The sequence below is a fragment of the Bacillus sp. es.034 genome, assembly GCF_002563655.1.
GTDB lineage: Bacteria > Bacillota > Bacilli > Bacillales > Bacillaceae_B > Rossellomorea.
Genome location: NZ_PDIY01000001.1, coordinates 305,453 through 318,503 on the forward strand (window position 1 = coordinate 305,453; position 13,051 = coordinate 318,503).

At 45.1% G+C, this 13,051-nt stretch carries 15 protein-coding genes; 6 read left to right on the forward strand and 9 right to left on the reverse strand.

Annotated elements, in window-relative coordinates; all coding sequences use genetic code 11:
* Positions 1–71: 71 nt before the first annotated feature.
* The 6 genes from ATG71_RS01625 to queF all read right to left on the reverse strand — a co-directional run bounded on the left by ATG71_RS01625 (position 72) and on the right by queF (position 6,812).
* Positions 72–1,037, reverse strand: a complete 966-nt coding sequence (locus ATG71_RS01625; protein WP_098438134.1) for an NAD(P)/FAD-dependent oxidoreductase — start codon at positions 1,035–1,037, stop codon at positions 72–74.
* Positions 1,038–1,123: 86 nt separating this feature from the next.
* Positions 1,124–3,001 (reverse strand): ribosomal protection-like ABC-F family protein, encoded by a 1,878-nt coding sequence (gene abc-f / locus ATG71_RS01630; RefSeq protein WP_098438137.1) that lies wholly within the window; start codon positions 2,999–3,001, stop codon positions 1,124–1,126.
* Positions 3,002–3,229: 228 nt separating this feature from the next.
* Entirely contained in the window at positions 3,230–3,343 is a 114-nt protein-coding gene (locus ATG71_RS23610) for an RAxF-45 family protein (RefSeq protein WP_098351140.1), read from the reverse strand.
* 79 nt (positions 3,344–3,422) lie between these two features.
* Positions 3,423–5,060, reverse strand: coding sequence for a DUF2339 domain-containing protein (locus ATG71_RS01640; protein ID WP_098438140.1), 1,638 nt, complete (start codon positions 5,058–5,060; stop codon positions 3,423–3,425).
* Positions 5,061–5,175: 115 nt separating this feature from the next.
* On the reverse strand, positions 5,176–6,024 hold the full coding sequence (locus ATG71_RS01645; protein ID WP_098438141.1) for a YitT family protein: 849 nt from the start codon (positions 6,022–6,024) through the stop codon (positions 5,176–5,178).
* A 290-nt stretch (positions 6,025–6,314) separates the two neighbouring features.
* The gene (gene queF / locus ATG71_RS01650; RefSeq protein ID WP_034761195.1) at positions 6,315–6,812 is read right to left on the reverse strand and encodes a preQ(1) synthase; all 498 of its coding nucleotides are present in this window, start codon (positions 6,810–6,812) and stop codon (positions 6,315–6,317) included.
* Positions 6,813–7,158: 346 nt separating this feature from the next.
* On the opposite strand from queF, the gene ATG71_RS01655 reads away from it, so the two are divergent.
* The 3 genes from ATG71_RS01655 (at position 7,159) to ATG71_RS01665 (ending at position 8,998) form a co-directional block, all read left to right on the forward strand.
* Entirely contained in the window at positions 7,159–7,809 is a 651-nt protein-coding gene (locus ATG71_RS01655; protein ID WP_098438144.1) for a cobalamin B12-binding domain-containing protein, read from the forward strand.
* A 110-nt stretch (positions 7,810–7,919) separates the two neighbouring features.
* Positions 7,920–8,417, forward strand: coding sequence for a hypothetical protein (locus ATG71_RS01660; protein WP_098438147.1), 498 nt, complete (start codon positions 7,920–7,922; stop codon positions 8,415–8,417).
* Positions 8,418–8,440: 23 nt separating this feature from the next.
* Positions 8,441–8,998 carry a beta-class carbonic anhydrase gene (locus tag ATG71_RS01665; protein ID WP_098438149.1) on the forward strand — a complete coding sequence of 186 codons (558 nt, stop codon included), beginning with the start codon at positions 8,441–8,443 and terminating at the stop codon, positions 8,996–8,998.
* A 167-nt stretch (positions 8,999–9,165) separates the two neighbouring features.
* On the opposite strand, the gene ATG71_RS01670 is transcribed toward ATG71_RS01665, so the two are convergent.
* Positions 9,166–9,888: a 5-formyltetrahydrofolate cyclo-ligase gene (locus tag ATG71_RS01670; protein WP_098438152.1), complete on the reverse strand. Its 723-nt coding sequence runs from the start codon at positions 9,886–9,888 to the stop codon at positions 9,166–9,168.
* 99 nt (positions 9,889–9,987) lie between these two features.
* Here ATG71_RS01670 and ATG71_RS01675 point away from each other — a divergent pair, with 99 nt between their 5' ends.
* Both ATG71_RS01675 and ATG71_RS01680 read left to right on the forward strand, forming a co-directional pair.
* Positions 9,988–10,440: a DUF2269 family protein gene (locus ATG71_RS01675; protein ID WP_098438155.1), complete on the forward strand. Its 453-nt coding sequence runs from the start codon at positions 9,988–9,990 to the stop codon at positions 10,438–10,440.
* 156 nt (positions 10,441–10,596) lie between these two features.
* Positions 10,597–11,040 (forward strand): GNAT family N-acetyltransferase, encoded by a 444-nt coding sequence (locus ATG71_RS01680; RefSeq protein WP_098438158.1) that lies wholly within the window; start codon positions 10,597–10,599, stop codon positions 11,038–11,040.
* Between the two features lie 58 nt (positions 11,041–11,098).
* Here the strand turns inward: ATG71_RS01680 and ATG71_RS01685 are convergent, their stop codons facing one another.
* Positions 11,099–11,413 carry a phospholipase gene (locus ATG71_RS01685; protein ID WP_098438160.1) on the reverse strand — a complete coding sequence of 105 codons (315 nt, stop codon included), beginning with the start codon at positions 11,411–11,413 and terminating at the stop codon, positions 11,099–11,101.
* Between the two features lie 165 nt (positions 11,414–11,578).
* Here ATG71_RS01685 and ATG71_RS01690 point away from each other — a divergent pair, with 165 nt between their 5' ends.
* Complete coding sequence (locus ATG71_RS01690; RefSeq protein ID WP_098438163.1) at positions 11,579–12,082, forward strand: peroxiredoxin family protein; 504 nt, start codon at positions 11,579–11,581, stop codon at positions 12,080–12,082.
* A 41-nt stretch (positions 12,083–12,123) separates the two neighbouring features.
* Here ATG71_RS01690 and ATG71_RS01695 read toward each other — a convergent pair whose 3' ends face one another.
* Complete coding sequence (locus tag ATG71_RS01695; RefSeq protein WP_098438165.1) at positions 12,124–13,035, reverse strand: phosphotransferase; 912 nt, start codon at positions 13,033–13,035, stop codon at positions 12,124–12,126.
* Between the last annotated feature and the right edge of the window lie 16 nt (positions 13,036–13,051).

Below are 13,051 nucleotides of genomic sequence, written 5' to 3' on the forward strand. Positions count from 1 at the left end.
TTTAACGTTTAGTTTATATAACTCTTTGTAGTGTTTGTCAGGGATACGGCCGTTATACGGACTGACCCTTTTCATGACCGTTTCTCTGCCGCCCTGTTGCCTGCTGAAATCCCTGATAAGTAGGCACTCTCAAACCGCGTGCGTCCGGCTTCATCATTCTCCCGGAGGAAAGCATCACCACATAGGATGATCCGCCCTTTGTGGCCCATTTCCACAAAAGGGGTGCGTACCACAGCTTCTGCTTCGGCATACTTCCACCGTTTCAACTGAGCTCCTGTCACCCTGCTTTCTTTTTCAAGAAAACCCTCGGCAACCTTTTGGATGGGAACTAAAATGCTGTCCTCTTCCATGTCTAGATGTTGCTTCGACCAATCCCCTGTCATATACACACTGACCGTAACAGTGGAAGAAATGCCTTTCTTTTCGTGATCCACCACCCGCTCCACACCGTCAGGAAGCCCTTCATCCACATGACCCGGTGAAGGAATGCTGCTTGATCCTTCAAAGGTAAACATACCTACGAAGCATGGGGCAAAAGAAATTGTGGAGACCTCCGGTGGTGCAATTCCTGCAGCCAACTGTAACGCCTGGGGTGCGGGAGCCGTCACTATGCAATGGTTCGCGGTGATCCTTTCGCCATTCTCAAGTTCCACTTCCAGAGGTCCGTCCCTCCCGTCTCGAATGGAAGATACCCTGGTGTTCAGTTTGACTGGGATGGACCCTGCCAGTTGTTTCGCGAGGGCATTCATGCCGGACGCGGATGTGTATCTTGGATAAGGTGTGCCGAACCAGCGTTTCACCCAACCCGCTTCCAGCCACTTCTCTACATCCTCTTGCAGCTCCGGTGAACGGACAGTGAAGAATTGGGCTCCGTGATCTGCTTTCCCTTCCCCGATCCGCCTTGTGGCAAGCCTGCCACCGACACTTCTGCTCTTCTCGACTATGAGGATATCTTCTACCCCTTTTTTCATCAACGTTCTCGCTGCCATGATACCTGACAGACCTCCTCCAATGATGATCACTTCTTTGGTTTCCATGCTTTCTCATCCTCTCTTTGTTTCATTATACGAATGTATTCTGAAAAATTGGAAGGGAGATGACTCCATCCGTCACCTCCCTTTTCCTATGCCAATAATTCTTCTAAATCCTGATACATTTTGTTCCGTTCCCGTTCCTTCTGTTCTCTTTCCTTGTACAAGGCCTGGATGACATCCAGGTCTCCTTGTGAGAGAAGCTTCTCTTCAATGACAAAAATCTCTTCTTCCACCTTTTCAAGCCCGGCTTCGATTTCTTCCATCGTTCGTGAAGGCTTCTTCGGGACTGCTTTTGGCCTTGCTTCCTTCACCACCTGTACGACAGGCTCTTCTTCCGGTGCGAGTTCAGGCAGCTTTTCCTTCGCCCAGCTGTAAGACCCGTCAAAGAAATAAAGCTCACCACGGTGAATCCAATAGGTTTTCTTAAACAGCTTATTCAAAAAATACCGGTCATGGGAGACGGCGAGGATCGTGCCTTTGAAATCCTCCAGAGCATCCTCCAATACTTCTCTTGAATCAATGTCCAGATGATTCGTCGGCTCATCGAGGACAAGGAAGTTGATATCCTGATGCATAAGCTGGGCAAGCCGGAGCCTCATCTTCTCCCCGCCGCTCAGCTGACCGACCTTCCGGAACACATTCGGTCCATAAAACAGGAACTTCGCGAGAATATGGCGGGCATCCCCTTCCGTTACCGCCACTTCTTCCCTGAACGCATCAATCAGCCTGACAGACGGATCAGCGACAGTAAAGTGTTGCGACAGGTAGCCGAGTTTCACATTGCTTCCGAGTTTCACCACGCCATGATCCGCTGACTCCTCCCCGAGGAGCATCTTGATGATCGTCGATTTCCCGGTACCATTTTGACCGACGATCGCTGTGCGGTCCTTGAAATGGACATGGAGGCAGGCTTTTTCGAATAAGATCTTTTCCCCATAGGCTTTCGTCACTTCTTCCATGGAAAAGACGATTTTCCCGCTCCGATCGGTTTCATCGAATTCCAGCCCCATCTTCTTCCGGTCCAGGACCGGTCGCTTGATCTTTTCCATCCGCTCCAGTGCACGCTCCATATTCCGTGCCCGCTTGTGCAGGGCTTCATTCGGAGGGTTCGCCTGGTTTGCCCATTCCCTCAGCCTTTTGATGGCCTCCTTCATCTTCTTGATTTTCCTCTGCTGCTCCTGATACGCCTGGAACTCGATCATCAGGCGCTCTTCCTTTTCCTTCACAAACCCTGAGTAGTTCGTATGGTAAATGGTCAGCTCCCCGTCCTCCAGGTCATATACCTTTGTAATGACATGATCGAGGAAATAGCGGTCATGGGAGATGCAGACTACGGTTCCGTCATATTCTTTCAAAAAGTCCTCAAGCCACTCAACCGCCCCGATATCCAGATGATTCGTCGGTTCGTCAAGAAGCAGCAGGTCCGGCTTCTCGAGTAGGATCAAGCCAAGACAAAGCTTTGTCTGCTCCCCGCCGCTGCACGCATTGAAATCCTTCTCGACCAGTTCCCCGAGGTCGAGGCCGTTCACGATCTTCGCAATATCGGACTCGATCTCATATCCTCCAGAAAGGGTGAATTGATCCTGAAGATTTCCGTATTCTTCCAGTAATAGGTTGAGGGTATCCGGGTTCCGTTCATTCCCCATTTTGGTTTCCAGCTCTTTTAACCGGTGACCGATCTGGATCAGTTCCGAAAACGCAGAACGTAAAACATCGATTCCTTTTGTACCTGCCTTATATTGTGGAATCTGAGCCAGGTACCCAACCTTTGCCCCTTTTTTCAGATGGATGAGTCCCTTATCCGGAGATTCGACCCCTGACAATAATTTAAAGATGGTCGTCTTTCCTGTCCCATTCCGTCCTACAAGGCCAATCCGGGCTTTCTCGGGTATTTCGAAGCTTAAATCCTCAAATATCAAATGACCACCAAACATTTTACTTAGTTCCTGTGCGCTGCAAATAATCATATTCCTCTTCCTTTCATGTATCTATTCAGAGGTAAGAGGTTCATAAAAAAAGCCATGGGGGAGCAGAAGGCTCGCCCATGGCTCTACAGAAATGCGGGACTTTACTGCACCGCACTTCCCCTTTAATAAAAGAAGGGACAAAAAAAGAGAGCGAAAACGCCCCCCTTTTTCCGATTCTTTATAGAAAAGTGATTGGAATTGAGACCTCTTACCGTTCAGTATTCATATTCACTTGCTGAAAAAGGGCATACGTGTCCCCTTGAACGCAAATGCATGAAAAATTGCACGGCAAATGTAAATATAGTCTAAATACTTCCCACGCAATCCTACAGAACGATTCATCTCAATTCCACCTCCTTTTTCATTACACGAATGTTGATACCACTATTATATAATTATTCTGAAAGCTTTTGCAATGTGTTTATTCTTTTTTATAGAGAATCCTTGATAGCACGAGGCCGATCACGCCGATTGGAATCAGGATCATGGCACGGATCGTGAAATCGAGAAACACGAGATCCGCAAGGAAAAACTTCAACAGAGCCAGTGCAAGGAAAATGATTCCCACCCACCGGTAGAACATGTCCTTCCTGCTTTCCCCATAAATGAGATACCCGATGGACAGGGCAGCAATCGCGACGGTGTAGGCAGTCGTCCGCGGGGTGTAATCCCAGCCGATCACGATGAACTCCGTCAACCTCAGGATGAAAAACATCACGAGCCCGGTCAACACGACTTTCATCGTCGTCTTTGAGACGTTCAGGAAAGAGGATGCCTGCTGATTGAAATGGGAAAACAAATAGACATAGAGAAATGCCAGGATAAAAATCGGCAGTTCAATCGCAAAGAAGTCGGTTTGTGATCCCGTCACCATTCCAAGGAATGAGAGCAGCATCAACAAGAAAGAACCTGCAAACCCAACATAGCTCTCTCTTCTCCCCGCAAGCCACAGAAGGGCATTCGCTTGTATGGCAATCAGCACGAAGCGCCAATCATATTCAAACAGCTCAAACAGGAAAAGAAGCATATGCAGGAAGCCGAGGACGAGCAAAGTATCCTTCGTTCTCTTCATTTCCTTCGGTTCAATAAAGGCTGCCCCGATATAAACGGCTGCAAAGATGACATAGTAGACAAGAGGCACCGCCGTATAAACATCATTCAGCAGTCCCAGAAGGATGAAACTGCCTGTCACCAGGGCCGGTATCATCTCAGCGTTCACCCGTTCATCCCGGTTAAGGACGATCAGCAGCAGGATATACGCGTGCTGAATCGCAAATGGGATGAGGACCGTCAGTGTGATTTCCCCAACTCCAAAGGCCGCAAAGAAAAACAGTGAAAAATACAGCAAATAATAATGAATATTCCAGGCAATCCGATACCTTTTCAACGTGCTGAACGTCATCAATACAAAGAACAGCACAAGCTCATAGCCGTAAAACAGCCATTCATTCCGCTCATCCCCGGCGAAAATGAACGGAAACAGGTATGCTCCTGCTCCTATCAAACAAAGAATCAGTTGAGAACCATGCTTATGAGATGCCCATAGTCCCACAGAAATGATAAGGATCAATAAGAGATTCGTGGTGAGTCCTCCGACATAGCCGTATAGGATATTAGCCGAAAATAACGTAATGATGGCGAGGACAATGCTTCCCGAAAGAAGCGTGATCGATAATTTACGCTGATCCCGGCTGAACCTTTCACCAAGCGCATACATCACGATACTGATCACACCACCCGTCAACACCCGGAACCCCGGTGAGACCCAGCCGTTTTGGGAAGCAGCCATGAATCCCCAAATGCTTCCTATTAATAAAACGAACAAGAATACTTTCGGGAGCCAGCGTTCGACGGAGAAATCAAATGGTTCCTTTTCCATGATGGGTTGTGCTGATTCAGCAGGAATCGGTTTTTCAGGTTCTGTGTGGACCTCTGCTTTTTGGATGACGCTTGATTCGTTTTCACTTTTTGCCTGAATCAACTGCCGTTTCACGAGATAAAGCTCTTTTTCCAGAAAGTTGATTTTTTGTTCCAACCTCTTCAGTTCTTCCTTTTCCATATTTCCACCCCCCTCCTTCTATTTATACAGGAATAATGGAATATTTTCCTATATTTTTTTGCGAGCCACGATAAAAAAACTCCACCCTATAAGTGAAGCAGGTGGAGTTTCGTTTCTATGCTAATCGTTTAAAGTTTTGTCCAAGGATTTCGTTCATTGTGTGAACCGTGATGAACGCACGATTATCGACCTGGGTGATGAAGCCTTTCAGCTTGGAGAAGTCCTTGCGTCCAAGGATGGTCGTGATGACTTCCTTTTCATCGGACGTGAACGCTCCCGTTGCCGTATGGATCGTCGCCCCTTTTCCAAGTTCGTGGACGATGTACGACTTGATCTCATCACTGTAGCGGCTGATGATCACAATCTCTTTATTTGAATTGAACTGCTGCAGTGCATAATCGATGACCAATCCGTTCAGGATGACACCGAAGAATGCATACATTCCGACTTGCGGTCCGAATAGTACGGCTGAGGACGTGGCGATGGATAAATCCGCCAATAATACGCCTCGGCCAACATCTATATTGAAGTATTTATTAAAGATCAGGGCCACGATATCCGTTCCACCCGTTGATGCCTGCTGGTTGAACACAATCGCCATACCGATTGCGGCAATGCACTGACCAATGATCAGTTGAATCAAGATATCATCACTTAATGGTGCACTCATCGGAGCAACTGTCTCAAGTAGCCAGACATAGAATGAAAGGGCGAAACTCGCGTAAATCGTTTTCGCACCGAAATTAAAACCAAGAAATATCACACCGACGATAAATAGAATGATATTGATGATAATCATGAACAGCCCAAGGGAGATCCCTGGGAACAGATCGTTCATGATGATCGACAATCCACTGACTCCCCCTGTCGCTAAATTATTAGGCGATAAGAAAAAATGGACATTCACCGAAACAAGAAATGCCCCGAGATTCATCATTAGGAAGGAAAATATTCTTTGTCGCATCACCGCAACCTCCTTTTTCTTTAAAATTTATTTTGGTTTTCCGTAAATAGTTGAACAACGGGATTATAAAGCCCATGAAGCCCCCTTGTAAAGGGAATCCGGCTAAAAAAATAAGGTTTAATAATTGTGAAAATTGAAAGGGTTTGCAGATGTGATGAGGACAAGGATCAGGTTTACAGACTTTTTTTCTGGGTAAGGGGCAGATTTCAGCTTATTAAAAATAAGCTCCCTTCAAAGACACTGTAACAAACGCAAAAAAACGATCCCTTTTCAGGAATCGTTCTTACACTTTATCGATTATCAATTTTCTCCGGATACAAATCATGGTTCATCAGGCGGTGGTCTGCCATCGTCTCATATTTCGTACCTGGCTTCCCATAGTTGCAGTATGGATCGATGCTGATCCCTCCACGCGGGGTGAATTTCCCCCATACTTCGATATAACGTGGATCCATCAATTCGATAAGATCGTTCATAATGATGTTCATACAGTCTTCATGGAAATCACCGTGATTACGGAAGCTGAACAGATAGAGCTTGAGAGATTTACTTTCCACCATCTTTTCACCAGGGATGTAGCTGATATAGATGGTAGCAAAATCCGGCTGGCCTGTTTTCGGACAGAGACTTGTGAATTCAGGACAGTTGAATTTCACAAAATAATCCCGGTTCGGATGCTTATTGTCGAATGCTTCCAAGATGTGTGGAGCATACTCGAATAAGTAATTTGTCCCTTGATTCCCTAATAATGATAAATCTGTTAAATCTTCGTCTTTTCTTCCTGACATGTAAAAATCCTCCCCTTCAGAGTGCCTCGAATGAAGGAGGACATAGCATTAGCCTAAGAATCGACATAACAGGCAGGTAAATTGAAAAAATTGTTATATCCTGTTATGCTAAAAGGATAACATGTTTAAGATAATCTCATGCTAGATTCATAGAACCATAGTTTTTTATAGAGGGTTAATGCTATGAACCTCTCTCAGGTACTTGAGCGATAATTAGTGTTACAGAGGTTATATTAAATAAGAATTTTGGGAAAGTCAATCCTATTATAGATTGAAATTTGCAGCAGGAATTTCGATTCTATCTATTTAATATAGTAATTGGTATTTTTGCTGGGAGTGATTAGAAATGAATCAGCTGGTCAAGGCTTTCACCAAGTCTATTCTCGCAGGAGACGTGCATTCATTACTGGAACTGCACTCGTCTTCCATTCATTCAAAGATGGATAATTTCACTTTTTACGAGAAAATCATTAAACCATCCATGTATAGAATTGGTGACCTTTGGGAGAAAAATCAAATAACCGTTGCAGATGAACATTTAGCCACTGCAACCCTTAAATATTTACTTGCTACTGTTTTTACCCATCAAGAAGCTTTAGAAAACCAACCTAAAGCTCTTTTATTTTGCATTGAGGGTGAGCATCACAGTTTGGGACTGGAGCTTGCGAACGAAGTATTCAAGGAAAAGCAATGGAATACCCGTTACTTGGGCGCCGACGTCCCTGTCAAAGATGCGTTAACCTTCATTAGCGCCTGGAAACCCCATGCCATTGGAATATCTATTGGCATGACGACGGAACTGACCCGATTAAAAGAGTGCATTGAAGAAATCAGGGTGCATCATCAGCAGATGGACATCCTCGTCGGTGGCAGACTCGTCTCCCACTACTCTCTTGATTTCTTGGAAAAATCAAAGGTGACAAGCTTTCATGACTTGTTGGAACTCAATGAGTATCTCAACGAAATGTCCAACGGGCTTGTTTACTTGAAGGGCTAACTCCTTAATCACATGCAGCCGATAATAAGAGGTTCTGGTATTCGTACCATTCGTCTTGATTTACGAGACGCAAGAGTGACGTCCGGAACCTTTCTCTAAGGAGTGATCATGTGGAAAATTTACACTTATGCCCTATTCCATATCTATTGCTGGATAGGCAGTTTAACTTAATAGATGCTTCAAATACCGGCTATAATTTCTTGATGCCCGGCGAAAACTTCATGAGCATCGTGGAAGAAGAAAGTTCACCAAAGTTTGCCCGGATCATCCACAAACATCCAAAAGGCGAAATGGAGCTGAATGTAAAGAAAAACGATACGTTTGAACTATTCGATATCTCCTTCCAGTTCTCAGAAGTTCAGCAGTATTACCATGTCGTCCTGATTGCCAAGGATCTTCAATACAAAAAAGTATCAGAGCAGATGAACGGCTTGTTTGATATGATGGGTAAATCCGCTTATTCAAGGAAAGAACCGAATCTCACCGAAGCACTGGCGAAAGTTTCTTCTCTATTTTTAAAGCTTTCCAATACATCTGATTGGAATCGGCAAGAAATTATGGATAAAATAAAAGAGATTGAACATCACATTCAAGAGAATGTGAAATAACCATTTGTAATAGGAGAGACGATATGACTTTATTAACGAACATACTTGATTACAACCAGCAATTTGTAGAAGAACAATCGTATGAAGAATACCGGACCACCAAGTTTCCGGACAAACGCTTAGTGATTCTTACCTGTATGGACACTCGTTTAGTAGAGCTGCTCCCTAAATCCATGAACATCAAAAACGGAGATGTAAAAGTCGTCAAAAATGCAGGCGCCATCGTAAGCCACCCATTCGGAAGCATCATGCGCAGCCTGCTTGTGGCAGTCTACGAACTGCAGGCGGATGAAGTTATTGTCATCGGTCACCACGACTGCGGCATGAGCGCCATCAACAGCGACAGTATCCTTGATAAAATGAAGGAACGCGGCATTTCGGAAGAAACACTCGATACCGTCAACTACTCCGGAATCGACCTGCACGACTGGCTGAAAGGCTTCAGCTCCGTACAGGAAAGCGTCGCCCACAGCGTCGACATGATCAAGAACCATCCATTGATGGACAAAAACATCCCCGTTCACGGACTTGTCATCAGCCCTGAAACAGGGAAACTGGATCTTGTAGTAGAAGGGTACTAAGAAAGGCGGAGGCGGCTTGGTCTGGCCTGACAAGCATAACTTTCTAAAAAACCATGGAAGCTAATTCGCTTTCATGGTTTTTTTATATCCCTTGTGGAGGGACGGACCTGGAAAATCGGCAGCTAGCAGGCAATAAACACTGTCACGTCAACATTTTCGAATTCAAATCAGAGGTCCGTCCCTCTTCTGAATCCCTTCAATTCTTTGAGGATCGGCATGTTTTCCATTTCGTCTCCGGTTACGTGTTCCCATTGGATGCCTTGTGGTTTTGGATAGGGGGTGTTGGTTTCCTTGATTCCTTCTTCGGTGATGATCCAGTCGACTGCAAGATCATAGGAATCTCTTGGAATGTCGTCCCCTACCAATTGTTCACTGTTTATCGTCGTAATGACCGGCACCGGTTTGTTTCCGATTTCCCTCAGGATGGCATATTCCCGGTCAGCGTATCCCTCTCCTTTTCCGAGTCTTCTTCCATCGGGATGAATGGCAACGGAACCCACCACGATGAGGTCAATACCTGGAATATCTGTCAAAGGCACCACTTTCCCGTATGTATTCATATGCTTGATGCTCGCTGCTTTTCTTTCCTCTCCCCGTGGAACAGAATCAGGCTTGATCATGACAAACCCATCCTTCAACCTCGGTGTGGGAATAAGCAGCGTTTTACCGTCCTTGAGGATCGCTGCCCGGAGTGGAAGCTGCGGGGCATCGGGATTCACTTTCACCACACTGGCAGTCTTATAGATATCCATGCTCTGAACGAATGATGCCGCTTTTTCAGCCCCTTTGAAATTCGGGATCCTTCCCGTTAATGGAAATGGAAACCCGCCCAACTTCTTTTCTGTCAGCGCATTCCATACTTTATGCCTGATTTCATCTTTCTCACTCATACTTTTTTCTCCCCCTTTTTCAAAAAAAATCTGGAAACAGGTACTATTTTACTATAAAATGAAATCTGTTCAAAATTACCTAATATGGAGGTGAATAACATGTCAATTTACGGTTTATTGGTTCTTGTCCATATTATTGCAGCGGTCGCCGGCCTTGGCGCAAGCTTCTCAATGCCTGTCGTGATGAGAACACCAGAAACGTCACATCAGGCAAAATTCTCTTTAGATCTCAGCAAAAAGATCGAGACCTTTGCAAAAGTGGGCAGTATTGTCCTACTTATCACCGGTCTGATTATGGGTATCATCAACCCGTATCTATTTAAAACCGGCTGGTACATTGCTTCCATCGTGATTTACGTCGGTGTCCAGTTCATCGTTGCCGGTATCATGCCGAAAAAAGTAAAGCAGATGGCCGAAATCATCCACAGCCATGAAGGTGAAGATGTCCCTGAATCTTACGGAAAAATCAACTCAGAATTAAAACCTTACAACATCATTATACATAGTGCCGCTATTATTCTTATTATCTTAATGTCTATCAAACCGTTTTAATTTGAGTTTCCAGCCTGCATTTTTTGCAGGCTGGTTTTTCCATTCCGTATAGGCTGTTCTTTTCCCCTTGCCACTACTCCTTTCCATTTCATATTGAACCTCACCGTCATGTTCTTCCCCATTCTTCATAAAATAGTGAATGGAAGGAGGAATTGGATGAAGGTATTTCGTGCTCGCCTTTCAGACTTGGAAGGCCTTGTGGAACTTTTTAATGATTATCGCATGTTTTATCATCAGAAGTCGGATCTCCTTGGAGCGAGGCAGTATCTTGAAAAACGCCTATCACATGATGAATCTGTGGTCTTTGTCGCCATTCACGATGAAGAATATGCAGGATTCACCCAGCTGTACCCTTCTTTCTCCTCCGTTTATATGGAACGGATCTGGAAGCTGAATGACCTTTATGTTTCCCAAAAAGCTCGCAGACTGGGTGCCGGACAGATGCTATTAGACGCTGCGAAGGAACATGCGGTTCAAACCAATGCAAAATCAGTTATTTTGGAAACTGACCTGGACAATGTTCAGGCTCAGGCATTGTATGAGAAGAATGGTTATGTAAAAGAGGAAACGGTGTATTTCTATACCCTGAACCTAAAATAATTGAGTTTCTTCCAAAAAGAAAAGAAGGTCCAGTGAGCGCGACGGACCTTCTTACATATTATATCCAAGACCCCCTGCACCGGCCCCTCCCACATCGATTCCCCTGGCACTTCACCCTCGTCTGCAGCTGCATGTATTGATAGAAAAGAAAAGCATGCCGCCCTTTTCGTGTATGGGGATTGATTTCACCCTCCAGTTTCTTCATGAACATCCGATCACACTCACATGTCGGGCCATACCGGTCGTAGCAAAGGTCATGGGCTTTGCAGGCGGCGTCCACAGAATTGACGGGTGCCCCCGGTCCACTGCATCCAGGACCGCACCACTTGTATTCAGGGAAAATACATAGTTTCGGGCTGCCATTATTTCTCATCGTATTCTTCCTCTCCATTCATGATCTGCACATTGGTACGTTTTATTTCTCACCAAAAGGGAAATACACCTTATGAAAGATATTTACAATACTATACTGTATGAAATTTGAAGAGGTCGGGTTTGTCCTAACGCCTATTTGACAAAAACAACTTAGGAGGAATGAATAATGGCTTTTCAATTAAAAGATAAGGTACCAAATTTCACGCTCCCCGCAGTTTCTGGTGAAACTTTCTCGTTTGAGGATCATCAGAAGGAACACCAAAGCTGGCATCTCATCGTGTTCTTCCGCGGATCATGGTGTCCGGTATGTCAGGAAGAATTAAGGGAGCTTCAAGCGAACAAAGAATACTTCGAAAAAGAAAATGTTCATTTACTGGCAATTTCAAGTGATAAGATGGCAGATTTACAGGAATTCGCGAACAAAGAAGATCTCACTTTCCCTATATTAGCCGATGAAAAATTGGAGGCGATCAAAGCCTATGATGTCTTTTATCATGGAGAAGATGCTCCCTATGAAGATCACGGACAGCATGGAGAACCGGCCTATTTCCTTGTGAACGAAAAAGGACAAGCTATGTATCAACAGCGACAAACGAGTCCATTCGGTCGTCCCCATGCCAATGAGCTGCGTAAAATCGTGAAATATATTCAAAAGAACGTGAAGTAAGCAGCAAAGCCGGGTTGACGGAGGAGTCAACCCGGCTTTTTTTATGTCAGGGCAAGCTCCAGGCTTTTCTGAGCTTCCACGACTGTATGGGGCTGCCTCTCATGGTAGCCGTAAAGAAGTAACACCACATTCGTATAAACCGCTTTGAATCGGGCGTAGTCCAGTTCTACCTTCCCAACCTCTCCATACTCTTTTAAAAATTGGATCCTTCCTTTAGGAGTGAGAAAGCTGTAGATTAGGTTTAAATCAATGGCACGGTGACCAAGATGGACATCTCCCCAATCGATGATCCCTGATAATATCCCCTCTTTGTTCACCACGATATTTTTAAAGTGAAGATCCCCATGTACGAGAGTTGTCTCTTGTAGCAAAGACTTCTTTGGTAAGTGTTGAAGATACTCCTCCAATTCTCCCGCTTGTTGTAAAAGGTTCAGCTTCTTGATTTCATTCAAGTTTTCCCTTAAGACGGACTTACGCTTTTCAACATCCAACCGTTTCATCTCGTCATAAGGAACCCCCCGCTTTCCTGCTTCCGCTACACTCGTTCCGTGAAGCTTTTTAAGAAACCGTGCCAAGGAAATGGCAGACTCTCCCTCTCTCACGACAGAGGCTGCCCGAGACGGGATGGTCCCATCCACAAAACGATAACCGAGAAATGGCCACTTGTACTGAGACGAAGGCTTTCCGTAATAAACCGGAACCGGAATCTGAATACCCGCTCCGCTTTCTACAAGGAGTGGTAATAGCTTTCCTTCCGTTTCCAAAAGCCTTACAGCGATATCCCTTCTTGGGAACCGGAAAACCCAATCGATGTTTACGTTCATGACCGTATTGTCAAAACCATAATCCATGATCTTGATGTCAGCAGGGATCAAATCCGGAAACTGGGACTCGATCAGCTTTTTTGCCTGACAAGTGGTGACGGCTATTTCTGCATCCCATAGATGCCCCACATTTATCACACCTTTC